The organism is Bacillus sp. NMCC4, assembly GCF_002998555.1.
Taxonomy (GTDB): Bacteria; Bacillota; Bacilli; order Bacillales; family Bacillaceae; genus Bacillus.
Genome location: NZ_PVRA01000009.1, coordinates 91293 through 116485, shown reverse-complemented (window position 1 = coordinate 116485; position 25193 = coordinate 91293). Strand labels below are relative to the sequence as shown.

31 protein-coding genes, 2 tRNA genes and 1 rRNA gene are annotated in these 25193 nt (G+C 41.2%); 12 read left to right on the top strand and 22 right to left on the bottom strand.

The features are described from left to right. The 3 genes from C6Y02_RS16275 to C6Y02_RS16265 all read right to left on the bottom strand — a co-directional run. Positions 1-196 (bottom strand): 16S ribosomal RNA (locus C6Y02_RS16275); the annotation flags it as partial. A 134-nt stretch (positions 197-330) separates the two neighbouring features. After that, positions 331-404: transfer RNA gene (locus C6Y02_RS16270), tRNA-Gly, on the bottom strand. Between the two features lie 11 nt (positions 405-415). After that, a tRNA-Arg gene (locus C6Y02_RS16265) sits at positions 416-492 on the bottom strand. A gap of 369 nt (positions 493-861) precedes the next feature. On the opposite strand from C6Y02_RS16265, the gene gltP reads away from it, so the two are divergent. Next, on the top strand, positions 862-2112 hold the full coding sequence (gene gltP / locus C6Y02_RS16260) for a glutamate-aspartate/proton symporter GltP (RefSeq protein ID WP_034666069.1): 1251 nt from the start codon (positions 862-864) through the stop codon (positions 2110-2112). A gap of 36 nt (positions 2113-2148) precedes the next feature. On the opposite strand, the gene C6Y02_RS16255 is transcribed toward gltP, so the two are convergent. Beyond that, positions 2149-3168, bottom strand: coding sequence for a S66 family peptidase (locus C6Y02_RS16255; RefSeq protein ID WP_106031705.1), 1020 nt, complete (start codon positions 3166-3168; stop codon positions 2149-2151). 79 nt (positions 3169-3247) lie between these two features. Further along, on the bottom strand, positions 3248-4123 hold the full coding sequence (locus tag C6Y02_RS16250; protein WP_106031704.1) for a DMT family transporter: 876 nt from the start codon (positions 4121-4123) through the stop codon (positions 3248-3250). 295 nt (positions 4124-4418) lie between these two features. Between C6Y02_RS16250 and C6Y02_RS16245 the strand changes: the two genes are divergently transcribed. After that, positions 4419-5144, top strand: coding sequence for an AzlC family ABC transporter permease (locus C6Y02_RS16245; RefSeq protein ID WP_066031263.1), 726 nt, complete (start codon positions 4419-4421; stop codon positions 5142-5144). Further along, a complete protein-coding gene (locus C6Y02_RS16240) occupies positions 5141-5461 on the top strand; it encodes an AzlD domain-containing protein (protein ID WP_034665961.1) in 321 nt (106 codons plus the stop codon). Before C6Y02_RS16245 ends, C6Y02_RS16240 begins: the two co-directional genes overlap by 4 nt. A gap of 36 nt (positions 5462-5497) precedes the next feature. Here the strand turns inward: C6Y02_RS16240 and C6Y02_RS16235 are convergent, their stop codons facing one another. From C6Y02_RS16235 to C6Y02_RS16225, 3 genes are all read right to left on the bottom strand, one after another. Further along, positions 5498-6160, bottom strand: a complete 663-nt coding sequence (locus C6Y02_RS16235) for an O-methyltransferase (protein WP_060595629.1) — start codon at positions 6158-6160, stop codon at positions 5498-5500. Positions 6161-6308: 148 nt separating this feature from the next. After that, the gene (locus C6Y02_RS16230) at positions 6309-6494 is read right to left on the bottom strand and encodes a CsbD family protein (protein WP_060595628.1); all 186 of its coding nucleotides are present in this window, start codon (positions 6492-6494) and stop codon (positions 6309-6311) included. Positions 6495-6646: 152 nt separating this feature from the next. After that, positions 6647-7636, bottom strand: a complete 990-nt coding sequence (locus tag C6Y02_RS16225) for an aldo/keto reductase family protein (protein WP_060595627.1) — start codon at positions 7634-7636, stop codon at positions 6647-6649. Between the two features lie 203 nt (positions 7637-7839). Between C6Y02_RS16225 and C6Y02_RS16220 the strand changes: the two genes are divergently transcribed. Together C6Y02_RS16220 and C6Y02_RS16215 are read left to right on the top strand one after the other, a co-directional pair. Beyond that, positions 7840-8733 carry a LysR substrate-binding domain-containing protein gene (locus tag C6Y02_RS16220; RefSeq protein ID WP_066031266.1) on the top strand — a complete coding sequence of 298 codons (894 nt, stop codon included), beginning with the start codon at positions 7840-7842 and terminating at the stop codon, positions 8731-8733. A 127-nt stretch (positions 8734-8860) separates the two neighbouring features. Continuing rightward, complete coding sequence (locus C6Y02_RS16215; RefSeq protein WP_106031703.1) at positions 8861-9412, top strand: GNAT family N-acetyltransferase; 552 nt, start codon at positions 8861-8863, stop codon at positions 9410-9412. 4 nt (positions 9413-9416) lie between these two features. Here the strand turns inward: C6Y02_RS16215 and C6Y02_RS16210 are convergent, their stop codons facing one another. Continuing rightward, positions 9417-10004: a LysE family transporter gene (locus C6Y02_RS16210; RefSeq protein WP_060595624.1), complete on the bottom strand. Its 588-nt coding sequence runs from the start codon at positions 10002-10004 to the stop codon at positions 9417-9419. A 109-nt stretch (positions 10005-10113) separates the two neighbouring features. On the opposite strand from C6Y02_RS16210, the gene C6Y02_RS16205 reads away from it, so the two are divergent. Further along, positions 10114-10677 carry a helix-turn-helix domain-containing protein gene (locus tag C6Y02_RS16205; protein WP_034665985.1) on the top strand — a complete coding sequence of 188 codons (564 nt, stop codon included), beginning with the start codon at positions 10114-10116 and terminating at the stop codon, positions 10675-10677. Positions 10678-10710: 33 nt separating this feature from the next. On the opposite strand, the gene C6Y02_RS16200 is transcribed toward C6Y02_RS16205, so the two are convergent. The 5 genes from C6Y02_RS16200 to C6Y02_RS16180 all read right to left on the bottom strand — a co-directional run bounded on the left by C6Y02_RS16200 (position 10711) and on the right by C6Y02_RS16180 (position 14156). After that, positions 10711-11004: a hypothetical protein gene (locus C6Y02_RS16200; RefSeq protein ID WP_034665989.1), complete on the bottom strand. Its 294-nt coding sequence runs from the start codon at positions 11002-11004 to the stop codon at positions 10711-10713. 349 nt (positions 11005-11353) lie between these two features. Then, positions 11354-12406 carry an LLM class flavin-dependent oxidoreductase gene (locus C6Y02_RS16195; RefSeq protein ID WP_106031702.1) on the bottom strand — a complete coding sequence of 351 codons (1053 nt, stop codon included), beginning with the start codon at positions 12404-12406 and terminating at the stop codon, positions 11354-11356. Positions 12407-12423: 17 nt separating this feature from the next. Beyond that, entirely contained in the window at positions 12424-13047 is a 624-nt protein-coding gene (locus tag C6Y02_RS16190; protein WP_106031701.1) for a nitroreductase family protein, read from the bottom strand. After that, complete coding sequence (locus C6Y02_RS16185) at positions 13031-13504, bottom strand: MarR family winged helix-turn-helix transcriptional regulator (RefSeq protein WP_106031700.1); 474 nt, start codon at positions 13502-13504, stop codon at positions 13031-13033. The genes C6Y02_RS16190 and C6Y02_RS16185 overlap by 17 nt, the downstream gene beginning before the upstream one ends. A gap of 109 nt (positions 13505-13613) precedes the next feature. Continuing rightward, complete coding sequence (locus tag C6Y02_RS16180) at positions 13614-14156, bottom strand: dihydrofolate reductase family protein (RefSeq protein ID WP_106031699.1); 543 nt, start codon at positions 14154-14156, stop codon at positions 13614-13616. Between the two features lie 192 nt (positions 14157-14348). Here C6Y02_RS16180 and C6Y02_RS16175 point away from each other — a divergent pair, with 192 nt between their 5' ends. Beyond that, positions 14349-14744: a VOC family protein gene (locus C6Y02_RS16175; protein WP_034666005.1), complete on the top strand. Its 396-nt coding sequence runs from the start codon at positions 14349-14351 to the stop codon at positions 14742-14744. Continuing rightward, positions 14741-15280: a GNAT family N-acetyltransferase gene (locus tag C6Y02_RS16170; protein ID WP_034666010.1), complete on the top strand. Its 540-nt coding sequence runs from the start codon at positions 14741-14743 to the stop codon at positions 15278-15280. Before C6Y02_RS16175 ends, C6Y02_RS16170 begins: the two co-directional genes overlap by 4 nt. Here the strand turns inward: C6Y02_RS16170 and C6Y02_RS16165 are convergent. Further along, the gene (locus tag C6Y02_RS16165) at positions 15277-15546 is read right to left on the bottom strand and encodes a YesK-like family protein (protein WP_106031698.1); all 270 of its coding nucleotides are present in this window, start codon (positions 15544-15546) and stop codon (positions 15277-15279) included. The genes C6Y02_RS16170 and C6Y02_RS16165 overlap by 4 nt on opposite strands. 52 nt (positions 15547-15598) lie before the next feature. On the opposite strand from C6Y02_RS16165, the gene C6Y02_RS16160 reads away from it, so the two are divergent. Then, positions 15599-16072: a GNAT family N-acetyltransferase gene (locus C6Y02_RS16160; RefSeq protein WP_106031697.1), complete on the top strand. Its 474-nt coding sequence runs from the start codon at positions 15599-15601 to the stop codon at positions 16070-16072. On the opposite strand, the gene C6Y02_RS16155 is transcribed toward C6Y02_RS16160, so the two are convergent. The 3 genes from C6Y02_RS16155 to C6Y02_RS16140 all read right to left on the bottom strand — a co-directional run bounded on the left by C6Y02_RS16155 (position 16067) and on the right by C6Y02_RS16140 (position 19049). Continuing rightward, positions 16067-16852, bottom strand: coding sequence for a GNAT family N-acetyltransferase (locus tag C6Y02_RS16155; RefSeq protein WP_106031696.1), 786 nt, complete (start codon positions 16850-16852; stop codon positions 16067-16069). The genes C6Y02_RS16160 and C6Y02_RS16155 overlap by 6 nt on opposite strands. Positions 16853-17212: 360 nt before the next feature. Continuing rightward, positions 17213-18412 carry an MFS transporter gene (locus C6Y02_RS16145; protein ID WP_060595617.1) on the bottom strand — a complete coding sequence of 400 codons (1200 nt, stop codon included), beginning with the start codon at positions 18410-18412 and terminating at the stop codon, positions 17213-17215. A 31-nt stretch (positions 18413-18443) separates the two neighbouring features. Then, positions 18444-19049, bottom strand: a complete 606-nt coding sequence (locus C6Y02_RS16140; RefSeq protein WP_060595616.1) for a TetR/AcrR family transcriptional regulator — start codon at positions 19047-19049, stop codon at positions 18444-18446. Between the two features lie 239 nt (positions 19050-19288). On the opposite strand from C6Y02_RS16140, the gene C6Y02_RS16135 reads away from it, so the two are divergent. Together C6Y02_RS16135 and C6Y02_RS16130 are read left to right on the top strand one after the other, a co-directional pair. Beyond that, a complete protein-coding gene (locus tag C6Y02_RS16135) occupies positions 19289-19741 on the top strand; it encodes a MarR family winged helix-turn-helix transcriptional regulator (RefSeq protein WP_060595615.1) in 453 nt (150 codons plus the stop codon). Positions 19742-19797: 56 nt separating this feature from the next. After that, a complete protein-coding gene (locus C6Y02_RS16130; protein WP_106031695.1) occupies positions 19798-20697 on the top strand; it encodes an alpha/beta fold hydrolase in 900 nt (299 codons plus the stop codon). 33 nt (positions 20698-20730) lie between these two features. On the opposite strand, the gene C6Y02_RS16125 is transcribed toward C6Y02_RS16130, so the two are convergent. Continuing rightward, positions 20731-21879 carry a type II asparaginase gene (locus C6Y02_RS16125; RefSeq protein ID WP_106031694.1) on the bottom strand — a complete coding sequence of 383 codons (1149 nt, stop codon included), beginning with the start codon at positions 21877-21879 and terminating at the stop codon, positions 20731-20733. 461 nt (positions 21880-22340) lie between these two features. Here C6Y02_RS16125 and C6Y02_RS19765 point away from each other — a divergent pair, with 461 nt between their 5' ends. Further along, positions 22341-22526 (top strand): hypothetical protein, encoded by a 186-nt coding sequence (locus tag C6Y02_RS19765; protein ID WP_248065149.1) that lies wholly within the window; start codon positions 22341-22343, stop codon positions 22524-22526. Here the strand turns inward: C6Y02_RS19765 and C6Y02_RS16115 are convergent. The 3 genes from C6Y02_RS16115 to C6Y02_RS16105 form a co-directional block, all read right to left on the bottom strand. Continuing rightward, a complete protein-coding gene (locus C6Y02_RS16115) occupies positions 22523-23533 on the bottom strand; it encodes an alpha/beta hydrolase family protein (RefSeq protein ID WP_106031692.1) in 1011 nt (336 codons plus the stop codon). The genes C6Y02_RS19765 and C6Y02_RS16115 overlap by 4 nt on opposite strands. Continuing rightward, a complete protein-coding gene (locus C6Y02_RS16110) occupies positions 23530-24294 on the bottom strand; it encodes a MerR family transcriptional regulator (protein ID WP_189313036.1) in 765 nt (254 codons plus the stop codon). The genes C6Y02_RS16115 and C6Y02_RS16110 overlap by 4 nt, the downstream gene beginning before the upstream one ends. Positions 24295-24399: 105 nt before the next feature. Beyond that, positions 24400-25161 (bottom strand): SDR family NAD(P)-dependent oxidoreductase, encoded by a 762-nt coding sequence (locus tag C6Y02_RS16105; protein ID WP_106031690.1) that lies wholly within the window; start codon positions 25159-25161, stop codon positions 24400-24402. Positions 25162-25193: the final 32 nt, after the last annotated feature.

Below are 25193 nucleotides of genomic sequence, written 5' to 3'. Positions count from 1 at the left end.
CCATGCGGTTCAAGGAACTATCCGGTATTAGCTCCGGTTTCCCGGAGTTATCCCAGTCTTACAGGCAGGTTACCCACGTGTTACTCACCCGTCCGCCGCTAACATCCGGGAGCAAGCTCCCTTCTGTTCGCTCGACTTGCATGTATTAGGCACGCCGCCAGCGTTCGTCCTGAGCCAGGATCAAACTCTCCGAAAAAGTACAAAACCAAAGTTTTGTTTTTCGTCAGCGTTTGACTGACTACCTATGATGTTTCATAGGATTTTTTTATAAAAACTCGAATTAACAGGTACGTTTTGTCTTGTTTAGTTTTCAAAGATCACGTTTCAAAATGGAGCGGGTGATGAGAATCGAACTCACGACATCAGCTTGGAAGGCTGAGGTTTTACCACTAAACTACACCCGCGTGATTTGTATTGGCGCGCCCGAGAGGAGTCGAACCCCTAACCTTTTGATCCGTAGTCAAACGCTCTATCCAATTGAGCTACGGGCGCTTAATCAGGCGACTTAATTATCTTAACATATCGTTTTTATCAAGTCAACATCTTTTTAAAATTTGTTTGTCGCATGTGTTTGAATGTCTTTGTTTCAAATACGTCATCAGCGACGAATAAAAATATACCATGGATCACATAAATGGGTCAATACATTTTTCTAAAAAAGTTTCATATTTTTTAAGAAGTGGTTTTTTCTTAGATAAATAGAGATGCAATAGCCCTATTTTCTTCTCTTTCTTCATAATTCTAATGATTCTTAAATAAAATCTTTCTAAATCCAAAGGAGGACAAAACATGGTCACATAGAATTTTTATTTATTGGAAAATTCTTAATATTTTCCAAGCATTTAAAGGAGGTAGGAGATGATGAAAAAGTTCGTCGCTTTTCAAATCATGATCGCTTTGGTGATAGGAGCTCTTATCGGCCATTTCTTTCCTGACTTCGGGATGGCACTGCGGCCAATTGGAGATGGATTCATCAGATTGATTAAAATGATCGTTGTTCCTATCGTTTTCTCTACCATTGTTATTGGTGCAGCTGGCAGTGGCGGTATGAAGAAAATGGGCAGCCTAGGATTAAAGACGATCATTTGGTTTGAGGTCATCACAACCATCGTTCTAGGAATTGGTCTATTGCTGGCTAATGTTCTAAAGCCTGGCGTTGGCCTTGATTTCTCTAAATTAGCTAAGAAAGATATTGGTGAATTAGATGGCTATACGCAGAAAGTCGTCGACTTTAAACAAATGGTACTCGATATCATTCCAACGAATATCGTCGATGTCATGGCTCAGAATGATTTACTTGCTGTCATTTTCTTCGCCATATTATTTGGTGTAGCCGCAAGCGGCATCGGTAAAGCATCCGCTCCTGTTCTCACCTTCTTTGAATCAGTGGCACAAATTATGTTTAAGCTAACGCAGATGGTCATGGTGACAGCACCTATTGGAGTTCTTGCATTAATGGCTGCTTCCGTTGGCCAATATGGCATTGTTTTATTAATCCCAATGATGAAGCTTGTCGGGACTGTATTTTTAGGATTATTCATTATTCTCTTTGCTTTGTTCCCTCTGGTCGCACTGATCTTCCGTTTTAACTACTTCGAAGTTTTAAAAATGATTTGGGATTTGTTCTTGGTTGCCTTCTCTACTACAAGTACAGAAACTGTCCTTCCTCAGCTTATGTCACGAATGGAGAAATACGGGTGTCCAAAAAGAATCGTCTCCTTTGTCATTCCATCTGGTCTCTCTCTCAATTGTGATGGATCAAGTTTATATTTATCGGTTTCCTGTGTGTTTCTTGCACAAGCGTTTGGTGTCGACATGAGTTTGTCACAGCAGCTTTTGATGATGCTTGTTCTTGTGTTAACGAGTAAAGGGATTGCAGCAGTGCCATCCGGTTCACTCGTCGTTCTTTTAGCAACCGCCCATGCAGTAGGTCTTCCAGCAGAAGGCGTCGCCATTATCGCCGGTGTTGATCGAATTATGGATATGGCACGAACAGGTGTGAATGTTCCAGGGCATGCCGTTGCATGTATTGTCGTATCGAAATGGGAAAAAGTATTCCGTGAGTCCGCATGGGAAGTTCCAAAAGCAGGTGAGGAAACAAAAGGGATGTAATGTTATATGAAGGAAAGGGGTTCCCCTTTCCTTTTCTTATAATAAAAATGCTTGCTTTAGGACCGCTTTGCCTTGAGGTTGCAGCTGCACTTCTGCATATGCGCCATTAATCAGCGTCATTTGTGGCGGGACATGCCCACAATCTATATCGTAGAAAATGGGGATTTGTAATTCCTTTTGTAATTCTTCATATACGTCCCGATAATGATACCCTTCTACAGGCACATCAACTGCACTTCGCCCAAACATGATACCTGAACAATGGTAAAACCACCCGGCTAGTTTTAATTGAACAAGTGATCTCTTCATACTTGCAGCATTTAATGCGCAGTTTTCGAAGTACCAGAGAATCGGTTCACCTTTTATGAATGTTTCCTGAAAAGTTTTAACGTCTCCAAAAGGTGTCCCCGCTAAGTGACGTATGATATCAATGCAGCCTCCCATCAGTCTCCCCTTCACCGCCATCTCCTGCGGATGAACCGTGCGCCATCTTGTAGGCTCTGTTAAATGAAAGACATGTTGACTCGGGGTGTCATGCTGCCATTCCTTTTGATACATATATGAAGAAAACTGAGTAATGTCCATCTCCTCTTCTGTGGAAAGCACTTTTTCCCACATAGCAGTCGTTTGATCAGACTCTTCCCCTCGTAAATCCACTAAGTTTGGGCCATGTGCTGTAGCAATGCCTGTTTTTAATGTAAATGCCAGCAAGAGTGCACTCGTATCTGAGTAACCAAGAATCCACTTTTTGTGCATCGTTGAGAAATCAAGGTGCTCTAGCACTTCCATCAAAAGCTGTCCTCCCCATGGCGGGATGATGTGGTCAATCTCATCGCACGTCATCATATACTGAAGCTCGTTTGCTCGTTCTATGGCAGGCGCTGATTTTGCCTTTTCCTGGTGCCATACCGTCTCTCCACATATGACATCATAGCCTCTGTTTTTCATTCGTTCACATGAGAGCTGAAACATGTCATGCAAAGATGGCTGTACACCTGAGGAAGGTGCTGTGACACCAATCGTTTGTCCTTTTTGTAAATGCGGAAATTGTATCATCCTGTTTCCCCCATTCTCTCCAATCTCTCAAACCTACCCATTTTAAAGAAGATGCCCCTTTTACAAGGGACATCTCCTCTTATTCCTTTTGACGCAGCACAGTATAGACCCCTGCAAATATACATAGAATGCCAATGAATGAGCGTAATCCCATTTCTTCTCCCAAAAGCAGCCAGCCAAGAATGGCACCTACGATCGGTTGAAAGAAAAAGAATAGACCTCCGCTTGAGGCATCCATCAATTGAAGCCCTCTATTCCACAAAAAGAATGCTAAAGCTGTTGAAATGATGCCTAGATAAAGAATACCGCCCCAAATCTCTGGCCTTGCCATCTGCTCCACATCTAGGTGAGGTAAACGAAATAATACTGGCGGTGTTAAAACAATGAATGCAATGATGATCGCATATGTGGTTGTCACCACCTGAGGGTATTTTCCTGGAACTCGTTTTAGCAAAACAGACATAAGCGCCCATGTTAAAGCAGCGATGATCAATGAAAGACCGCCAACAAATTCATCTGTTTGCACTGCGACTGGTCCAATCATGAGCAATACACCTGCTGTAGCAAGCAGGATGGATGCGCACTTTCGAACAGTCATGGCTTCTTTTAATAGAAAGAACGCAAACAGCACCATAAACGCAGGTGTTGCAGATGTGATAACGGCCCCCATTTGTGCAGACGTATACATCGTCCCGATTTCTTGGGTCACGATGGAAAGAAAATTTCCGATCAGCCCAATCACCACTATAAGTGGGATATCTTTTTTATCTAATCGAAAGGAATAGCCCAAGCGCCAAATGGTGAACACCAAAACGACTCCTGCTACAGCATATCTCATCCAAACGAGCTCAAGTGGCGGAACAACCGCTACTGTTACTTTGACAACAACGTACATGCCGCCCCAAATACTTGCAGCGATTGCTAGGTAAAGGGCGCCTATATATTTTTCATTCATCTTTTTCCCTCCGTTACTGGATATTTTGATGACCATATCCACAAACGGAGATCACTCTCCGTTATGGACGGAGGGCATTTGGAACATCATGTTCAAACAAAGGTTTCCACAGCATTTGTCGTCACTCCAATTATTTTTATTTTCTGATACTTTATAACAAATTCTGGTTGACTTCAATCCTTTTTGCACCTTTTTTCTTCATATAATAGAAGATAAGCGGCTATTGACATGCTGAATTCGTTTTCATATAGTAAGTAAAACTATAGGTGGTCACGCAGAAAAGGAGTAGAGGTCGTTGGATATTGAAGCTAGAAAACACATTCCCAGCACGGAGCATGAACCATTTCTCGAGGGAATAAAAGATTGTGTGCCAACCCTGCTTGGTTATATGAGTATTGGGTTTGCCTTCGGAATTGTTGGAATTAGCGCACAGTTGAGCTTATGGGACATTGCGCTTCTATCAATCTTTATTTATGCAGGTGCTTCACAGTTTATTATCTGTGCACTGCTTGTCACTGGAAGTCCCCTTTCCGCTATTATTCTCACTACATTTATTGTGAATCTGCGTCATTTATTGCTCAGCCTGACGCTGGCTCCTCATTTTACACGCTACTCTGTGAAACAAAACATTGGATTCGGTCTATTGCTGACTGATGAATCCTTTGGCGTAGCCATGAATAAATTAGCTCAGCATGGCAAGCTGAATAATCGGTGGATGCATGGGCTGAACATAACGGCTTATTTGTGCTGGATTGCTGCCTGTATACTTGGCGGCATTTTTGGACACTGGATTTCAAATCCTGAAGCCCTTGGTCTTGATTTTGCCCTTTCCGCTATGTTTGCTGCGCTGTTGGTTCTTTCTTTGCAAACTGTGCCTAAAAGTAAGTTAACCCATCGCCTGTCACTTGTTTTGTATATGGTCGTTGCAATGTTTGTTCTGCTTCATTTTGTTCCCTCACACGTGGCTGTTCTGTTAGCCACCATGATTGTCGCAACCATTGGGGTGGTGACAGATAAATGATCAGCAGTTTTATGATATGGCTGATCCTCGGCTGTATGATTGTAACCGTCATTCCAAGGGTCGTTCCCTTTTTATTTGTAAGAAGTATCGAGCTGCCTGAAGTGGTGCTTAAGTGGTTATCGTTTATTCCCATTTGTATCTTTACAGCTTTGATTGCAGAGCATCTGTTCATTCATACCACAACAGGCGTCACCATTCACTGGATGTACCTTGCTGTCTTAGTTCCGACCGTACTGATCGCTATTTGGACAAAAAGCTTGTCACTTACTGTTCTTGTAGGCGTCATGCTGATGGGAACTGCTAGATGGTTTTTCTAAAAGAAAAAGCTTAACCGCATGTGGTTAAGCTTTGTTTCATTTTACGATTCCGTATACAAATCCATCGTAACCCTTTTCACCAACAGTTTGAATGGCTGTAGCCTCTATTCTTGACTCTTGTTTGAGTAAATTGAAAAATTCACGAGTTCCTTGCACTCGTTCATCCCCATCAGAGTCATGAAGGACTGCTCCATTTCTGACGACATTGTCTGCAATAATGACTGTTCCCTTTTTCGAGAAATGTAACGCCCACTTTAGATATTTCGGGTTGTTCGGTTTATCTGCATCAATGAAAATCAAATCGAATGGAAGCACATCCCTCTCTTTTAACTGAGATAGCGTATCCAATGCTTCTCCTAGCAAAATGCTCACCCGTTCCGATAAGCCCGCTCTGCTGATGTTTTGCTGCGCAATCTGTACATGGTGGCTGACAGCCTCTAATGTGATGAGTTCTCCATCCTCTTCAAGAGCACGCGCCAACCAAATGGTACTGTATCCACCGAGTGTCCCGATCTCTAAAATGCGCTTTGCATTCTTGGTTTTTGCTAATAAATAAAGCATTTTCCCTTGAGCTGGTGACACATCAATTTCTGGCAGGCCTGCTTGCTTATTAATAGTAAGAGCTTGCTCCAAAACATCATCTTTAGGAATCAACTTGTCTGTGAGATACTCGTCAACTTTCTCCCACACTTGCTTCATCTCAACCATCTCCCTTAATCATGTCTTCTGTTTCAAGTCTACATGATGATAGCGAGCGCGTATAATCAATTCTTTTCACACATCTATTCATTTTATTGATGAAAGACATGTCATGATGGAGACATGAAGCAGTGCCATGTTTTCGGATTTACTGGTTGAGGTGATTTTTCAAATCCCCTTTTTTATCTTGAAGCTTTCCTTTTGCCTGATCCTTTTTCCCTTCTGATTTCAGATTTTGATGATCTGTTGCTTCGCCAAGCTTTTCTTTCACTTGACCTTTGGCTTGATTTGTTTTTCCTTTCGCTTTATCCATATGTCCTTTTTCTTCACTCATTTGTTCCACCTCCACGTTTGATACTATTCATTTAGCCTTTTTGAGAGATACAAAACATCTGAGTGTGCGATCCAAGAAACTACAGCAACATGAAAATCCAGCCAAGGTCGGCTGGATTAAAAATAACGATCTATAAGATAGACTTAAAAGCTTTAACCTGTTTTACTCTGATCGTATTCAACCAGATCACCTAGAATTTCGTCAATCTGATTCATCATCTCAGTTTCAATTTTCACCTCAGATGCTAAAGCATTCTCCCTCACCTGTTCTGGACTAGAAGCACCAATAATTGCTGCAGAAACGTTCTGGTTTTGCAGTACCCATGCTATCGCAAGCTGAGCGAGAGTAAGATCAACCTCTTGTGCGACGGGCTTAAGCTTTTGGATCGCCTCTAAGGTGTTATTATTCATCCAGCGTTGAGCAAGGTTTTTAAAAAAAGGTTTTCCAGCAGATGAGTTAGCACGCGAATTAGTCGGAAGTGATTTTCCTGGGAGATACTTTCCAGTAAGGATCCCCTGCGCCAAAGGCGACCATACTACCTGGCCAAGTCCTTCACGCTGGCAGGTCGGTATTACATCACTTTCAATGATTCTCCATAACATGGAGTATTGAGGTTGGCTGGCGATAAGGGGGACATTTAGCTCTCGTGCAAGCGCTGCCCCTCGAGTAATTTGTTCTGCTGTCCACTCACTTACACCAATATAGTTCACTTTACCCTGTCTTACTAGATCTGCGAAAGCTAACATCGTTTCTTCCAGAGGTGTAGTTGGATCAAACCTGTGTGCATAGTAAATATCAATATAATCCGTTTGTAAACGTCGCAAAGAGGCATTACAGTTTTCCAAAATATGCTTGCGTGATAATCCTCTATCGTTTTTCCCAGTACCAGTTGGATGACATACTTTTGTACAAAGTTCAATACTCTCCCGCCGGATCCCTTTTAAAGACCTGCCTAGTATCTCTTCAGCCTTGGTGTCTGAATAAACATCAGCAGTATCAAACGTCGTAATACCAACATCAAGAGCAGCTTTCACACAATCATGGGCAGTTTCTTCATTTATCTTACCACCATGATTAATCCAGTTTCCGTAAGCAAGTTTACTAATTGTTAATCCACTAGATCCAAGTTTACTATACTCCATAACAATGCCCTCCTTTTGAAAGAATACTTTCATTATAAAAAGAGGTCGTTAATATGTATAATATATATATTCAGATAAATATATATATATTTTATATAATTAAAAATATTTCCATTAAAAAAGCGCAAAACTGTTTAATAACAATCCTTTGTAATCATTTTACACAATAAGCAAGTATGAAATTTATAGGGGGGGCATAAAAAATGGATCTGAGACAAATACGTTATTTTATAATGGTTGCTGAAGAACTAAATTTTAGCCGGGCAGCTGAACGTCTTAAAATGGCACAGCCTCCATTAAGTCAAGAAATTCGTAAATTAGAAGAAGAGTTAGGTGTTACGCTTTTTCATAGAACGAAAAGACAGGTTAAACTTTCAGATTCGGGGAGAGTATTTTTAGAAGAAGCCCGCCGTACGCTTCTTCAAGTAGATAGAACGATTAAAGCAACACAACTTGCAGATGACGGAAGGATAGGTCAGTTAACGATCGGTTTCGTAGATTCTACTGATATTGTGATCGATATTATTAAAAGGTTTCGAGAAAATTTTCCTAACATCCATCTTGTCTTATGTGAAATGGCTACAGAACAGCAGTTAAAAGCACTATATAAGAAAGAAATTCAAATAGGATTTATTCGTTCTAACCAAAATAATAAGATACTTACCTCAGAAATTTGTTGTGAGGAATCATTAAGCTTGGTTTTGCCAGAAAATCATCCTTTAGCTTCATTTCCCAAAGTTCCAATTCATTTATTAGCCAATGAACCATTTATCATGTTTCCACGTCATCTAGGTGCAGCATTTTATGATTTAATTATCAGCTACTTTTGGGAAAATAGCATAAGTTTAAACGTAGTTCAGGAAGCTATTCAAATGCATACGATTGTTAATTTAGTTGCTGCAGGAATGGGAATCTCTGTGGTTCCATCCTCAGTAGAAAGCGTAAAACGCGCAGGGGTTGTTTATAGAAAAATCCAAGAAACTACACCAAAAGTAAATTTATATGTTTCATGGAGACAAGATGATACATCAACCGTCGCTGACCACTTTTTAACAGTTGTGAGAGAAGCTTATTTAAGTTCTCAGTCTAAATCATGAAGATCCAGACAGGGTCAGCTGGATTAAAAAATACTTATCTATAAGACAGGCTTAAAAGCTTTAACCTGCAATGTACACGTTTCAGGTATGATAGACATAATGGAAAGAAAGGTTGGTGCTCTGTTCAATGATCATCTCTGAAAACATATTCACCGTTCGTGGTTTGACCTATCGTATTCGGTCTGCTGCAATTGGCGATGCCAAGCAGTTATCAGCTCTCAGACTGAAAATTGATGGTGAAACAGAATATTTAGACCGTGAACCAGGCGAAGCCTTTCTTCATGAAAAAGATTTTGAGGTTTTGATTCAAGAGGATGCCAAACAAAGCAGGCATTTATTTTTGGTCGCTGATATTGAAGGAGAGATTGTCGGTTTCTCTAGATGTGAGGGACATTCACTCAAGCGCTCTGCTCACAAAGTGACATTTGGCATCGCCATACAAAAGGATGCCTGGGGCTATCACATTGGCAAAGAGCTTTTAGCCGCTTCTATTGACTGGGCTGATCAGCAAGGCATCCAGAAGATGTCACTTCAAGTGCTGGAAACGAACCAAAAAGCCATTCGGTTATATGAGCACCATGGCTTTCTGATTGAAGGGGTATTAAAAAATGATAAACGTCTGGCAGATGGACTTTATTACAATACTGTTGTGATGGGCAGGCAGAGGCCAAGCTTCTGACTACTTACATCACATAGCCCCATACCATTGAAATCGCACTGTATATCAGAAGCAGCCCCATGACAAACTGGAACGGTTTTTCGTAAGCAGTCAAAAAGCGCTTATATAAAGAGCCAAATAGGCTCCAGCTGAATGTACCGAGAAAGCCAATAAGTGCGAGAATCAATGTCCATATCACATACTGCATATTAGATTGTCCATATGGCAAAACAAAGGTTGAAATCACGGTCAACCCATACAAGATCGCTTTTGGGTTGATAAATTGCAGCATCATACCAGGAACAAAATGATTGTAGCGGTCAAGGGTTTCGTCATCCCCGCCTTTACTTTTCATGATTTTGACAGCTAAATAAATCATGTATGCGGCTCCGATGAACGCCATGACCCAGCCTATTTTCGGCATCACTTGATAAAGAATGATATTAAAGAAGCAACTCAAACACAAAATGACGAGAAATCCGATACCCACACCTAAACAAAATCGAAATGTTTGCTTGACCCCATACTTATTCGTAAAGACCATGGCCATGATGTTGTTTGGCCCCGGGGTAAAGCTGCTCACAAAAGCATAGATCAACATAGAAAGAATCAAGTTGCCGCCTCCCTCGTGCGTTATTAAGACTTTAATTACTTTATTACGTATGTTACGTTTTATTGTAACGTTTGGTCTTTATAAAGTAAATAGAGAAAGGAGTTTTTTCATGGAAGATGTACAATCGATTATTTCTAAAAATGTGAGGCTTCTTAGAGATCAAAAAAAATTAAGCCTAGAAAAGATGGCAGAATTAACTGGTGTCAGTAAAACCATGATTGGACAAATTGAAAGAGGAGAATCAACCCCTACCATCACGACTTTGTGGAAAATCGCCAACGGATTAAAGGTGTCTTTTAGTGAGCTCATTTACGCACCACAGCCTGAAATCAAGGTGGTACGCAAGGAAGATGCACAGATTTTAACGGAAGATGACGGGAGATATCGCGTGTATACGACTTTTCCCTTTGATGACCGGGGAAAATTTGAAGTGTACCGAGTAGAAATTGATCCTGGCGGGTCGCTGCATGCGAATGAACATATTGGCGGAACAGAGGAATTGATCACTGTTTTTGAGGGAGCGCTTGATATATCCATTGGTGATGAGCAGTACAGCTTAAAGGCCGGCGACTCCATTCGTTTTAAAGCGGACCGTTCGCATGCATATAAACAAACCGGAGAACAAATGGTACGGCTGCAAATGATTCTTTATTATCCTCATGAAAAAAGCTGACAGGCTTGTCCACCTGTCAGCTTTGCGTTTTATTTAATTAAATCCCGGATCACGTACAACCGTTCCAGTAAATGTGACTCTGTATTTTCCTAATCCTAATTCTTCAATAGAGGTTTGTTTTAAAATACCGACCCAGCCATCCTTTGCATAGACAATACTTTCTGGGATGTTCGAGGTCGTATACGTTCTTGTTTCTGAGACAGTTCGACTCGCCTGAACGGTTATTTCACTTTTTGTTTGCTCCTTTGCTTCCACTGGAGCAGCTGTGACCCCGGCACCTGTTAAGACAATTGCTCCAACCAAAACTGAAGACATGACCTTTTTCATAAAAAAAATCCCTCCCTTTTTTTGTTGAACATATTAACCATACCATAATTTAGTCCTTTTATAAGTTATTTTTTCATTTTTTTGAAAATTATGATATGATTGTCTTATGTTGGATAGAGAGTGTTCTATACTTCTATGCTTTTATCCTCATCTCATTCCGTCAAACAATTGTGAACGGAGGTGATTTCATGAAAAAATGGCTCATCTGTTTTCAACTTGTTTTCCTCTTCACCTTGACGACCACACCACTTGCTTCTGCTGCTTCATGTCCTACAGTGAAACCTTGTGTTATTGATCCTTAAGCATCAAAAAGGTCGATCAAGTGCATAGGCTTGATCGACCTTTTTCGTTATGCTTGCTCTGCTTCCCAGCGGGCAATCTCTTCTCTTACTTTAGGAGCGACTTCTTTTCCAAATAACTCAATGGCTTTTAATACTTGATCATGCGGCATGGAACCAACCGGTACATGAAGCATAAAACGCGTGATTCCTACATTTTTTCTAAGGTGAATCACTTTCTCTGCCACTGCATCTGGATCTCCTACATACAGGGCGCCTTCTAACGTTCTCGCTGCATCAAATGTAGAACGAGTATATGGACCCCAGCCTCGCTCTCTTGCTAATGTGTTCATCACATGCTGTGTGGAAGGGAAGAATTGGTCTGCTGCAAGATCTGTTTCTTCCGCAACAAATCCATGCGAATGTGACGCTACGGTTAATTTCTCTGGGTCATGTCCAGCGTGCACTGCCGCTTGCTTGTACAGCTGTACAAGCGGTGCGAACTGTCTAGGACTCCCGCCAATGATAGCAAGTACTAGCGGCAGCCCCAATAATCCAGCACGTACAACAGATTCACGGTTTCCCCCACTGCCGATCCAAATTGGAAGCGGATCTTGAACGGGTCTTGGATATACCCCAACATCTTGAATAGATGGGCGATGCTTTCCGCTCCATTTGACACGCTCGGACTGCTGTAATTTGAGCAGCAAATCAAGCTTTTCTTCAAATAATTCTTCATAATCATTCAGGTCATAGCCAAAGAGCGGGAATGATTCAATAAATGAACCACGGCCTGCCATGATCTCTGCACGCCCGTTGGATAGTCCATCTAATGTTGCAAAATCCTGAAAGACACGAACAGGATCTGCTGATGAAAGGACTGTCACTGCACTTGTCAGGCGGATATTCTTTGTTTGTGTTGCCGCAGCCGCTAAGACGACAGCTGGATTCGATGCAGCGAAATCTTGTCGATGATGCTCACCCACTCCAAATACATCAAGGCCGACTTGATCTGCTAAAATAATTTCTTCGACTACTTCTCGAATACGCTGTGCGTGACTGACTGTTTTTCCTGTTTGAAAATCAGGTGTTGTTTCTACAAATGTACTAATTCCTAGTTCCATGAGTGGAACCCCCTATCTTATAAATATGTCACAAATTCAGAGACAGGCTTTCGGTAGCCTCTCGCTTGTCTGCTCTCTACTTTTTCTTTTCCGAGTGTGATCATTAACACAGGAACCAAATCCGAATCGATGTTCAACACCTTTTTCATTGCTTCAGGGTCAAAACCGATCATTGGGCACGTGTCCCATCCCTTGTTTTTGGCGGCGAGCATAAACAGCATCGCAGATAATGAAGCATTGCGGATCGCCTCTTCTTTCTGAAAATCCGCTCCTCTCTGTTCATAAAAGCTCATCGTCTCTCTGACCATTTCTTCGTATTGCTGCGTGTTTAAAATGCCAAGCATTTTCAGACCTTCATAGATGTTCCCCGCTTGCTGATAAGCATTTGGGTCTCCAAGTACAATAATTGCTGCTGAGGCGGAATGCACTTTATATTGTCCAAATGCAGCTTCTCTTACTTGTTCTTTGAGACCTTCTGTTTGGACGACGACATATTGTGTGTGCTGTAAGTTAAAAGCAGATGGTGCCATTTTGACCTCTTCAAAAATGCTGTTAAGCTCTTCTCTCGAAATCGAGATATTTGGCAAAAAGTTTGATGCGGATCGTCTTTCACGTACCAATGTATCAAAGCTGAGTGTCATCTTGTTTCCCCTTTTCGTGAAGTTGTTTTGCACCTAAACCGATTTTTTTTAGTAATTCAATGAGCCGTTCTTTTTCTTCTTTTTCAATAAAGGATAGATTTTGCGAAATGACAGCAGTGTGTTTAGGAAAAATGTCGTCAAACAATTGCTTTCCTTTTTCCGTCAGCAATACATGAAATACACGTTTATCAGAGGGTGCACATTGCCTTTTCACCAGCTCTTGTTTTTCTAGTTTGTTCACGACATATGTCATGCTTCCACTTGGGATTGACAGGATGTCGCTGATTTTTTGGACAGGATGCGGCCCCTTACTATAGAGCAATTCAAGGATCTGAAAGTTTTCAAATCCGATATCATAACGTTCAATGTCTGTTTGGATATTTGTAAAAAGAGCTTGATAGGCTTTCATCCACACGCGGAATAGCCTTAAGTCTAATTCATATTCATGCTGCACCATGGCAACTACTCCTTTTTTCAAGAAATCCTAAAACTAGGATAAATTTATCCTAACACTAGGATATTTTATTGTCAACGAGTTTGTTTCATAAAAAAAAGACCACCTCAGGTCAGTGATCCTCTTCTTTTAAGACAAAATGCATTTCAGCTATCTGCTTGTATTGTCGTACTTCTTTTAATGAAAACCTGGATTCCATATCCGCTGGGGAAAACAGAGGAATGCCTCTCCCAATCATGACAGGTGCGATTTGAAGGTAAAGCTCATCAACCAATCCTGCTTTTATGAAAGACTGAAGCAGTTCCCCGCCGCCGACAATCCAGATATGCTGACCTGGTACATCTTTTAATTTTTTCACAAATGATAAGATATCTTCTCGAATGATATGAGTTCCTTTCAGACTGTCTTGTAAAGTACGTGACATGATATAACAAGTCTTTCCTTCATACGGAAACTCATCTGGTGACAGCTGAAGAACCTGTTCATATGTATTGCGCCCCATGATCAGCGTATCAACTGACGCATAAAAGTCATCATAGTTCGTATCTTCTTCACCCTCTGTCCCTATTAGCCAATCGAGCCGGTGATCCTCTCTCGCTAAATAGCCATCGATACTCATCGCCCCATAAAAAAGCAGCTTCCTTTTCTGACTCAATCCCATCACTCCTTACCCTAAATAAGAACATATATTCTATCCCCATTGTATCAGAAAGGAAAGACAAAGGATACAAGGGTTTGCCATCTTCCATTTTCATGTCTTCAACACCGTGATTCAATAAGGTATCCTCTTCAGGTAATGATATAATAAAGTCAGTTCAATCAATGATCATACTTGGAGGAGAGACTGATGATACGACGACTTGATCATATCGTGTTGACTGTACAACATATGGAGGACACCATTCGCTTTTATACAAACGTATTAGGAATGAAGGAAGAAACCTTTGGAGAAGGCCGTAAAGCGCTTCGTTTTGGTTTACAGAAGATCAACCTTCATGAAGCTGGTCATGAATTTGAGCGGGCAGCGGCTCACCCACTTCCTGGCTCTAGTGATTTGTGCTTTATCACCGATTTAGATATGGATAGTCTGCTGCTGCACCTCCGCAAGCAAGTGGTTCCTATTGAAGAAGGGCCAGTCAGGCGCACAGGTACATTAGGTCCGATTGAATCTGTTTATATCCGTGATCCTGATCTGAATTTAATTGAAATTTCTCGATATATAGAGGAGGGTGATCCGTCATGACCCGCTTATTTTTGAGACCGATCGAAGAGCAGGATTATCCTGGTATTCAAAGAGGATGCCAGCATGCAGAAACTCTTTATATGACTGGCACACGCAAAACGTTCACACTAGAAGAGATTCGTTCAGCCTATACCCGATTTTTACAAGATGACAGCAGACGAGATTTCGCCATTTGTCTGCTAGACACGAAAGAAATGATTGGGGATGCGGCGATTGTGGACATTGATCCAATTAATCATACGGCAAGCTTCCGCATTGCGCTTCATGGACCAGAACATTTCCAAAAGGGCTATGGTACAGAAGCTGTCCGGATGGTTCAAGCATTCGCCTTTGATACATTAGAACTCAATCGTCTTGAACTCGAAGTCTTTTCCCATAATCCAAGAGCCTTCAGAAGCTATGAGAAAGCCGGATTTCAATATGAAGGGAAAAGACGCCAAGCACTCTATTTCAATGGTACCTACTCAGATGTGATCATCATGGGCATCCTTCGTGAAGAATACAATCAGATGAACAGTGGAGATGCCCCCGCTTAAGAAGGGTCATCTTTTTTAAAAAATTGAATCGCTGTGACGATGGTCAAACAAATCATGGAAGAGAGAACGATAGAGATGCTTGATATACTAAGCGCCATGCCTTCCCATCTGCCAATGAAGAAACTGGATATCAATAAAACCAATCCAAATAGAATGAAGCATATAGGGAGGATTAGCCCCGCATGACGGTGTCTGCGTCTTTTCCCTGCCCACCATGAGAGACACAATACAACGATTGTAAAAATAGCGCTTTGCAGCCAAAACATGTTATTTCACTCCCATTCTCTTTTTTATCTTATAACAATGGAGGTACTACCAATGATCATTAGACCCATTGAGCAAAAAGACAATCCGTATATCGCAGCGATTATCCGCCAGTCACTAGAATCGGCGAATTTGGCGATTGAAGGAACCGCCTACACTGATCCCCACCTTGACCAGCTTTTCGAATACTATCAATCATTGACTCATGCAGCCTATTGGATTGCTGAAGAGAATGGTGACATTGTAGGCGGCGTAGGCATTGCTCCATTTACAAACGACATCTGTGAATTACAAAAGCTTTATTTAAGTCCAAAAGCACAAGGAAAAGGTGCGGGCAAAAAACTGATGGATACGGCGCTGCAATATGCCTCTACATACTACGAAGCATGTTATTTAGAAACCCGCCAGGAATTAACTGCAGCCACCGGCCTTTATCAGCGATATGGCTTTTCTCTTCTCTCTGAACCGATTGATGGCTCTGAGCATTCTGCGATGGATGCTTGGTATCTCAAAACCTTCTCATCATGAGCCATAAAACACTCGATAGGTTTTTGTCCGCTGAAAGCCTAGCTTCTCTGCCAGTTTGATCGAAGCTAGGTGATGGACATCGCAATCCCAATGCGGTGTCCTCTTATTTTCAAGACAGCTCCTGATCATCTGCTGACCTGCCAGCTGCGCCAAACCTTTCCCCCGGCAGGCTTCTTCTGTCCAAATATCGATCTCCACACGATCTTCACTTGAAAAAATGGAGACACATTCACTCACCACGTTCTCTCCATCTAAGATGGCCACTCCGATTCCTTTTGATAGAAAGCAAGCCGCTCTCCCCCAATAGGCTTCGTAATAGCTAGGAGGAAAAGCCCTGCTTGCATTGATCACCTGTTCATTTGTCCGCTCTACTCTATAGCCCGGATGAGGCACATGGACATAAGAATGTGCCTGCGGAAAAACGTACGCATGTCTTTCCATCTCATTTAGATGTGAACCAAGACATTTTTTCATCATCACATCTGTTGATTGATTCGCTGAAAATACGGTAAACCGGCCGTTTTGTCTTCTCTGTCTTTCGTAAACATCCACAATGAAGGCCAAGCAGCGTGACAGCTCCGCTTCTCTCTTGCCTGCAACATAATAAATGCCGCATGCAGCTTCAAGAAAAAAAACAAGAGGGTGCTCTACATCATCTACATAAAGATGCCCTTGTATGAAACCATCCATGACCGCATCTACAAACACTGGATATGCCGGGTCGATCTGACGAATTCCTTCTTTCATCGATGGTGACCTTTGCTTCTCCAAGAGATGCAAAGTGCTCCCTCCTTTCACGAACATGTTCTTTCCTTCCATTATAAATAAAAAGCTGCGCGCATGCAGTGACTCTTTTTACCCTTAACTGTGGAACTACTTTACCATCCCTGCACCTGTCAACATTCTCATCTCCACCGCCATCAATTTAGCCTTTCAATTAGGGGCGGCCGCGTTATATTCGACTGCTTTACTGCAATTGATTATGCCTTATTTCAACGGCATTGCCTTTCTGACACTGACTGGTCATATCATCGCCTTTCTGTTTTACAAAAAGCATCAAAATCAAAAAATGGCACAGGCATTGAATCGTCTGAAGCCACAGTCATAAAAAAAGAGACCTCAATAAAGGTCTCTTGTCTGTTATTCTGCCGCAGGCTCTTCTGCCTTCCCCTTCCAAATAAGGGTTAAGCCTAATCCGAGAAATAAGACAACACCTGCGAATAGAAATGGGAAATGTATATTTTGATCGAATAAAATGCCGCCAAGTGCTGGGCCGAAAATCGTACCTAGGCTTGTGTAGGTGGAGTTCATCCCTGCGACAAATCCTTGCTGGTTTCCAGCGATTTTGGATAAGAAGGTCGTTAATGCTGGTCGCAATAAATCAAACGCAAGGAAAATGACACATGTGACAATCAGTACAACCAAAAAGCCTGAAACGACTGTCGAAACGAAAGCAAGGACCGCTCCGACAATCAGGCATAGCTGAATGACTCTTTTCTCCCCTAGGGCATTAACCAGTTTACCAAACACAAGTACTTGGATGATGACCGCCACAATCGAGCTGACGGTAATGATGACGGCAATATCTTTTGGTCCAAATCCAAACTTATGATTTGTAAACAAGCTAAAGACTGTTTCATACGCAGATAGTCCAAAAGCGAGGACAAACACAATGATAAAGGCGATGAGATAGCTTGGATGAATCGATTTTTTCAAATCTTTAAAGAAAGTAGATTCCTTCACTTGACCCATTTGTTTCGCTCGCTCTTCTTTTGTTAATGGCTCCTTCAGCATAAACATAGACGAAATGACGGCAATAAACGCAATCCCTGCTGCAAAGAAGAATGGCAGGCGTACGCCATATTCTGCGATAAATCCGCCAATGCCCGGGCCAATAATAAAACCGGTACTAATGGCCGCTGACACATAGCCCATTGCCTTTGATCTTTCTTGAACGGTCGTGATATCTGCGACATAAGCAGTGACAGCCGGCATGATAAATGCCGCACTAATGCCGCCTAGCAGCCTTGCAAAATACAGCACATACACGTGTGTCCCAAGACCGAAGACGAGTTCTGATAACGCAAATAGAAACAGTCCTGACACAATCATAATCTTTCTTCCGTAGCGGTCTACCCATCTCCCTGCAATAGGTGAAGCAATGAGCTGAGCCACGGCAAATGCCGCCACAAGGTATCCCATCGTACTCCCTGTTAGATGCATTACATTCATGAATAGCGGCATGACAGGAATGATGAGACCGATGCCTAAAAACGCAATAAATATATTACTTAATAAAATAACGAGTACAGCTTTTTGCTCACGAATCGGTTTTTGCATGATGTTTGTTTCTCCTTTACTGACTCACTTGTTACTCATGATGGTTGATTCCGTGAATAAACAATGAGATCGCCTCTTTTTGTAACTCTTTCTTCTGTTGGATGGTGTCACTTTTATATAACACGTCTAATCCGTAAAAAACGGAAAGTAATATTTTCACTTTTGACTCCACATGCTGAATTGACCAGCTGCCATCTTCGTTTCCTTCAAGTAAGATGTCTCTCATCACATCATCAAAATCGGCATCAATCTTGTTCAGCCGTTCCATGACCTCGTCTGATGTAAAGGCACTTGCACAGAATTCCTCACTCGCTCTCATTAATGGGTAGTTAATCCCCATTTGACTGAGCAGCTCTGCAAATCCGGCGAGCTTATCAATGGCCCGGTGCATCGTTTGTTTCTCCTGATGCCACGTCTCCATCATCAAACGGTGATCCTCTTCCATGATATGAAGGAACAAGAACTCTTTTCCTTTAAAATGGTGATAGAGATTGCCTTTACTAACCTCAGCAGCCTCTAGAATATCCCGCACGGATGTTTCTGAATATCCTTTTTTCGCAAATAAATCACGAGAAGCGGTGACGATTTTTTGCTTCGTCTTCTCGCTCTTTCCAGCCCCGCTTTGTGTACTTGTCATCTTTCACAATCCCTTCTACCTTGCTTTTCTTTGCAAGGACAAATCAAAACCGACCAGTTGGTTTATTTTTTTATTATAAATGGATCTTTTTCAAAATACAATGAAAAAGTCATCGAATTCATAAGGAGTGAATCATGTGAAAACAAACAATACGGTCATTTATGCCCTCTCATCGTTTAATAATTCTTAATATTTAACTTCACTTAACAATAAGGATTGCCTATAATAGAATAGAGGTGATGTCATTGGATGAGGAAATCATTCATTACGGTAAAAAAATCATTGAATACTCAAATGCACTAGGCTCTATCTATGTAGAAGAGTATCAACGATTTTTAAAACATGAGTATGCAGATTTATCAGCCAAACAAGAGCTGACACTTGAATTATTACGGACAAAAACGAGAACAATCAACGAACTAGCTGATTACTTTTCAATTTCGGCAAGTGCCGCTAGCCAGCTTGTATCAAAGCTTGAGCAGCTTGGCTATGTCAAACGAGAAATTAATCCACATAACCGAAGAGAAATCATTGTTGATTTTGCTCAAAAGGGTCATGACTATCACAAGAATACGGAAGAAATTCAATTGCACCTTATTCAAAAATACTATGCAAGGCTTCCAAAAGAAGATTTAAAAACATTATTATCTCTATACGAAAAAATCTATCAGATTGCAAAAGAAGCGCCTTAATTCGGTGTTTCTCCCATCAACATTTAAGCTAGATAAACTATTAAGGGGATGAAAATATGGGTAGGATTCATTTACAAGATGGACGTCATATTGGTTTGTGTGAATACGGTGATCTTGAAGGGTTTCCAGTATTCTTTTTTCACGGAACACCTGGATCAAGAGTCATGTTTTTAGATGATGACCCAATCTCTAAAGAGCTCGGTGTTCGCCTCATCTGTCTAGACAGACCTGGATTTGGTTTATCTACCCCTCAACCTGACCGTACGATTTTAGACTGGGCAAAAGACGTGCTGGAAGTAGCAGATCATCTAGGCATTCACCATTTTTCAGTGATGGGTGTATCTGGAGGCGGCGCATTCGCTGCTGGCTGTGCCTACCAATTGCCGAATCGAGTCCTTTCAGCCGCTTTGATCTCAAGTACAACTCCTTTTCAGGACGGAAAACCGCCTAAAAGTATGCTGAAAGAGAACAAATTGGCTTTTTTCCTCAGTAAGAAGTTCCCTTGGCTATTGAAAGCAAGCTATCGTTCCCAGAAAAAAATGATTGAGAAAAAACCAGAGAAATTTAAGAAACTGGCCAAAAATGGGAACAAACATTTACATCCATGGGACCGTCAATTCCTTCAAACCGATGAGCAGCTCGAGATGATGATGATGCATTTACACGAAGCCACTCGTCAATCGGTGGATGAATGTATTCATGAACCATATTTGCTCTCGCAGCCATGGGCATTCGATATGAAAGATATACAAATTCCTGTTGATGTATGGCATGGAAAAGAGGATACGATGGCTCCATTTGTAGAAATAGAAAAAGTGGCTCCAACGATTCCAAACGTCAAAACCTATTATATAGATCAAGCGGGACATTTTCTTACAGATGTAGACGATATATGGCGAGATATTTTACTCTCTTTAAAAACACGTGCTGAAAAGTATCATCAGGAACATGCATAAAAAAAGACCCGAAACTTCGGGTCCCTTTCTTCATTAATATTTTTCATAATATGTCTGTACTTTATCTGGATCTTTTGTCTTCGTTAGAGCGAGCATAAGCAGAATGCGTGCTTTTTGTGGATTTAATGAATCCGATGACACAAAGTGATGTTCATCATCCATTTTTTCGTGGGTCACAATTCCATTTCCCGCACGGCTTGATCTCACGAGGACCACATCTTTCTTCACTGCATCTGTTGCCCCTTTGATGGCTTCTGTTGACATCGTTCCATTTCCTGCTGCGGCAACGACAATGCCTTTCGCTCCTGCTTTTACTGCTGCATCATACATGTATTTATGATCATTTTGATAGCCGTATAAAATATCAACTTGCGGTAATTCTTTTATTTTTGATACATCAAATTCACTTTCAGTCGTATGTTTTCTTGTTGATTCGTTATAGAAGGAAACCACTTCACCAGCAATTTCTCCAATGTAGCCATGCTCAAGAGACTTGAAGGAATCGGTTGTGGTCGTGTTTGTCTTTGAAATAAATCGAGCTGATGCAATTCGGTCATTTAACGTGACCATGACACCTTTGCCCTTTGCTTCTTTTATAGAGGCAATTTTGACAGCATGATACAAGTTCAGCGGACCATCCGCACTGATAGCAGACGCTGGTCTCATTGAGCCAACGACCACAACTGGCTTATCACTTTTGACAACCAGATGTAGAAAGTAAGCTGTTTCTTCAAGTGTGTCTGTTCCATGCGTGATGACTATGCCATCCACCTGATCATCATTTAAGAGTTGATTCACTCGTTTGGCTAATTTTAAAAGAAGGGCATTATCAACATTTTCACTGCCAACATTCGCTACCTGCTCACCGGTAACGTTTGCAATATCCTTTAGCTGAGGAACTGAAGCAATGACTTTATCGATGCCAAGTGAACCGGATTTATATCCTGTCGTATCTGTATCACTGTTCGAACTGCCAGCAATCGTCCCGCCTGTCGCTAATACCTTAATATTAGATAAGGACTTATTCCCTGTTTCTACGGCTGTCGTTTTGTCCTTTGATTGATTAGTTGCGCTTTCTTTTTCGCTTTGATTTTTCTCTTGGGTACTTGTATTGGCACAAGCTGCTGTCGACAGTAATAAAACAGAAAGAAGGACAGCACCTAACCATTTTGTTACGTTCATTCGATCATCTCTCTTCTTAAATGTGATGGATTCAAAGCTAGATCTCTTTCTATAGGGTTTACTTTATACCATTCCTTCATTCATCGGCATGAGGCGAAAGATACAGAACCAAATAAAGGAAAAATGGTCATTATCACAATCATTTATTTACATCTAAATACCTAACTTTACTTTTAAAAGAGGAGATATTGAGGTTGTTCAATCAATAAAAGTAAACAATACTAGATCATCAATTTATGATAAAATATAGTAAATTTTACAAAAAAGGAGTATACGTATTGCAAATGCTTCAATCATTTCACAAAATCCTAATAACACTATTCCTTAGTTCGATTTTACTCAGTCTGTTCGTATGCTTCTATCCACCGATTCAGGGAGAGCCTGCGTTCCTGGTATTTTACATTCCCATCTTTTTTGTTTATTATTTCGTTTTTGCGGTTCCTTTGCAGTTGTTGTTTTCTTTGCAACCAAAGGCTTTCCATCCTCTTTATTTAGCCGCTTATTTACTGATTGCAATGGTTGTCATGCTTTTTGTCATTGATGGTATTGGGAGCTCGGCATCTGTGCCTATCGTCATCATGAGCAGTCTCATCTACTGGATCTTTGATTCTTTGTTTTATCAAAGAACGCATGAAAAAAACACCTAATGCAAAGGTGTTTTTAGCTGCTCTAGTATGTTTTCACAGTGATCCAAGTACGCTTGGCTAAGCAGGAAGTCTTTCGGTGCGGCGATCGCTGCTAATGTGACCAGGGTATTTGAATGATGAATGAGCGGATTCAGCATTGAATGCTCTACGCCTCTAATTGTTTGAACATGCAACCATTTAGGTGCTACTTCTTTTTCGTAGATCCTTTTTGTTTCAGCAGAATCTACATTTCGGTCATTCTGCGCCAAAACCAAATAGGTCGGTGATTGGATGCACTTGATATCTGAAGTGGCATCGGCTTTCATGTTCTTTTGAATGAATTCAAATCGATCTTTTGTCATCTCTTGATCGTCCGTTTTCTTTTGATATGTGCGAAATGCTGCGCCTTCTACTAATAATTTGTTTTGCTCATCTTCTTTTTTGAGTGTTTTTTGAATTTGTTCTTTAGATGCATCCGCTTCTTTTAATGTTTGAAGTGTATAGTACCTTCCCTGTCTCATCCAATTGACAGCAGGCCCGACAAGAATGGAGGCTGTGATATCTGTTCGATCAGCCATTACTTTTGGGATCACCCAGCCTGCTTGGCTTGCTCCCCATAAGATGATTTGTTTTGATTGAAGATCAGGCTCTTTTTTCGCCCATTTGATCACATTGTCTACTTCTTTTGCACGATCCTCCATGGATTGATGGAGCCAATTTCCTTCTGATTGACCCACCCCGGGCTTATCCCATGATATAGATGCATAGCCTTGCTTTGCAAAGCGTTCCATTAAGGGTCTGTATCCTCCGTCATATGTGGCATTTTGAGGACCATCCCCGTGTACAAAAAGCACAACTCCTTTGATTGGCGCTTTCTTAGGCGTGGTCACGATACCTGATAATGTCCCATTTTCAGTCTCAATGACGACTTCCTTTTCATTCATAGCAAAGCTGTTTTCATAAACTACAAATGCTGCGATGAAAATGAGTACTGCTGCTGCGATGATCAGCCAAATCCTTTTTTTCATCTTCTATTCCCCGCTCCTTGTTCAACTGTGTACACCATTGAATTTTGGTACGTGACAGAGACTGGTACATTCTCATATAAGATGATAGAAGAAGGTTGTGCACTCTCTTGTGTAAAAGGTACTTCATGTAGAAAAGCCTCAATTTCTTCAATGACCTTCTCTTCATCTCCAGCTAAAAAGCTTTTGACCGCGTAAGAACCTGCATCCAGTCTCACATCATAATCACGTTCATTTGATACATAATAAGAAATTGTTGTGTCATCTTGCAGATTGATCACATAATATCTCTCCTCAAAAAGAGACAAATCCAGCTCCTTTTGATGAACGATTTGTTTAAAGTCCAGCTCTGTTTCACCCTTTAGAAGATGATGCGGGATCTGTTTTAAATACCGAATTGGCCGATCTTGGATGGTTGTTTTATTAAGCTGAAGGCTGTTTTGAATCGACAGCATATGCTCCAGACGCTGTTTCACTTCGCTTAGTTCCTGTATTTGCTTCTCGACCTGATCCAGCATTTCTTGGTAGGACAGAGTGATACTTTGTTCATTCAAAAAGGTCTCGCTTATATCTTTTAAAGAGAAGCCCGCCTTTTTTAAGAAGAGGATTTGATAAAGGGTGTAAATCTCTTTTTCATCAAATAATTGGTATCCATTTTGAGCGACCTTCGCAGGGCGTACGAGATCCTGTTCTATATAATGACGAAGCGTATACTTTGTGATGTTTAATAGCTTACATACTTCTCCACTTGTTACATACGTCACTAGATTCCCTCCTTGTGTACACATTCTAAACCATGTGGTTACCACACAGTCAGTCATGCCATAAAAAAATCACCGAGGAAATCTGCCCTCAGTGATGTGTCATTTCTATTTCATACTTGGACTTGCATGTGAAAAAATCGGGTCTTTCAATTCAAAGTCGAATGTCTTGCCGTCAACAATACCGACTGTTTTTTCATGATCATAAAGCTCGAGCAGACAACCTGCCATTTCTTTTGATGTATGATATTTCTTGATATTGCCTTCATATTCAAATTGGTCTACATCTAATGAACGCTTTGCAAATTCTGATTCTGTCGCGGAAGGCGCTAATACTTTTGCCTGTAAGTTAGCTCCTTTTTCTTTCAACTCTAGTGCCAGTCCTTCTGTAAAGGCACTCACGTAAAACTTCGTGGCTGAATAGGTGACGGCATTGCCGACGACTGTATAGCCCGCTCTTGAAGAAATGTTGATCAGCTGAGCCCCTTCTACTTGCTCATAATCACGAACAAATAAAGTGGATAAAATCGTTAAGGCTTCGATATTCAGATGAAGCATATCCCCAATTTTACTTACATCCTGTTCTCCTATTGAACCGAAATGGCCAAACCCTGCATTATTAATGAAGGTGTCAAGCTCATATTCAGCCAACGATTCATAAAATGAATACACTTGCTCCATGTCGGTTAAATCGACAGACTGTATGTTTACTTTGATCTCGGGATATTGATCAAGAATCTCTTTCTTCAGTTCTTGGAGTTTCTCGAGCCGGCGTGCAGCTAAAATAAGGTTTTTGCCTCGTGCTGCAAAGGCTAGCGCCGCCTCATACCCAATACCTGAACTTGCTCCTGTAATGACTGTATAGCTCAATTATATCCCCCTATTAACGTCTTCTAACTGGT

Excerpts from the sequence above, each read along its gene's own strand:
- C6Y02_RS16125 (WP_106031694.1), bottom strand. The coding sequence starts at position 21,879 with ATGAACGTAACAAAATGGTTAGGTGCTGTCCTTCTTTCTGTTTTATTA.
- C6Y02_RS16205 (WP_034665985.1), top strand. The coding sequence starts at position 10,114 with ATGGAAGATGTACAATCGATTATTTCTAAAAATGTGAGGCTTCTTAGA.
- C6Y02_RS16185 (WP_106031700.1), bottom strand. The coding sequence starts at position 13,504 with ATGGTGCAGCATGAATATGAATTAGACTTAAGGCTATTCCGCGTGTGG.
- C6Y02_RS16255 (WP_106031705.1), bottom strand. The coding sequence starts at position 3,168 with ATGATACAATTTCCGCATTTACAAAAAGGACAAACGATTGGTGTCACA.
- C6Y02_RS16175 (WP_034666005.1), top strand. The coding sequence starts at position 14,349 with ATGATACGACGACTTGATCATATCGTGTTGACTGTACAACATATGGAG.
- C6Y02_RS16165 (WP_106031698.1), bottom strand. The coding sequence starts at position 15,546 with ATGTTTTGGCTGCAAAGCGCTATTTTTACAATCGTTGTATTGTGTCTC.
- C6Y02_RS16115 (WP_106031692.1), bottom strand. The coding sequence starts at position 23,533 with ATGAAAAAAAGGATTTGGCTGATCATCGCAGCAGCAGTACTCATTTTC.
- C6Y02_RS16140 (WP_060595616.1), bottom strand. The coding sequence starts at position 19,049 with ATGACAAGTACACAAAGCGGGGCTGGAAAGAGCGAGAAGACGAAGCAA.
- C6Y02_RS16135 (WP_060595615.1), top strand. The coding sequence starts at position 19,289 with ATGTCATTGGATGAGGAAATCATTCATTACGGTAAAAAAATCATTGAA.
- C6Y02_RS16160 (WP_106031697.1), top strand. The coding sequence starts at position 15,599 with ATGATCATTAGACCCATTGAGCAAAAAGACAATCCGTATATCGCAGCG.
- C6Y02_RS16190 (WP_106031701.1), bottom strand. The coding sequence starts at position 13,047 with ATGACACTCAGCTTTGATACATTGGTACGTGAAAGACGATCCGCATCA.
- C6Y02_RS16225 (WP_060595627.1), bottom strand. The coding sequence starts at position 7,636 with ATGGAGTATAGTAAACTTGGATCTAGTGGATTAACAATTAGTAAACTT.
- gltP (WP_034666069.1), top strand. The coding sequence starts at position 862 with ATGAAAAAGTTCGTCGCTTTTCAAATCATGATCGCTTTGGTGATAGGA.
- C6Y02_RS16240 (WP_034665961.1), top strand. The coding sequence starts at position 5,141 with ATGATCAGCAGTTTTATGATATGGCTGATCCTCGGCTGTATGATTGTA.
- C6Y02_RS16215 (WP_106031703.1), top strand. The coding sequence starts at position 8,861 with ATGATCATCTCTGAAAACATATTCACCGTTCGTGGTTTGACCTATCGT.
- C6Y02_RS16250 (WP_106031704.1), bottom strand. The coding sequence starts at position 4,123 with ATGAATGAAAAATATATAGGCGCCCTTTACCTAGCAATCGCTGCAAGT.
- C6Y02_RS16220 (WP_066031266.1), top strand. The coding sequence starts at position 7,840 with ATGGATCTGAGACAAATACGTTATTTTATAATGGTTGCTGAAGAACTA.
- C6Y02_RS16170 (WP_034666010.1), top strand. The coding sequence starts at position 14,741 with ATGACCCGCTTATTTTTGAGACCGATCGAAGAGCAGGATTATCCTGGT.
- C6Y02_RS16235 (WP_060595629.1), bottom strand. The coding sequence starts at position 6,160 with ATGAAGCAAGTGTGGGAGAAAGTTGACGAGTATCTCACAGACAAGTTG.
- C6Y02_RS16195 (WP_106031702.1), bottom strand. The coding sequence starts at position 12,406 with ATGGAACTAGGAATTAGTACATTTGTAGAAACAACACCTGATTTTCAA.
- C6Y02_RS16130 (WP_106031695.1), top strand. The coding sequence starts at position 19,798 with ATGGGTAGGATTCATTTACAAGATGGACGTCATATTGGTTTGTGTGAA.
- C6Y02_RS16200 (WP_034665989.1), bottom strand. The coding sequence starts at position 11,004 with ATGAAAAAGGTCATGTCTTCAGTTTTGGTTGGAGCAATTGTCTTAACA.
- C6Y02_RS16145 (WP_060595617.1), bottom strand. The coding sequence starts at position 18,412 with ATGCAAAAACCGATTCGTGAGCAAAAAGCTGTACTCGTTATTTTATTA.
- C6Y02_RS16230 (WP_060595628.1), bottom strand. The coding sequence starts at position 6,494 with ATGAGTGAAGAAAAAGGACATATGGATAAAGCGAAAGGAAAAACAAAT.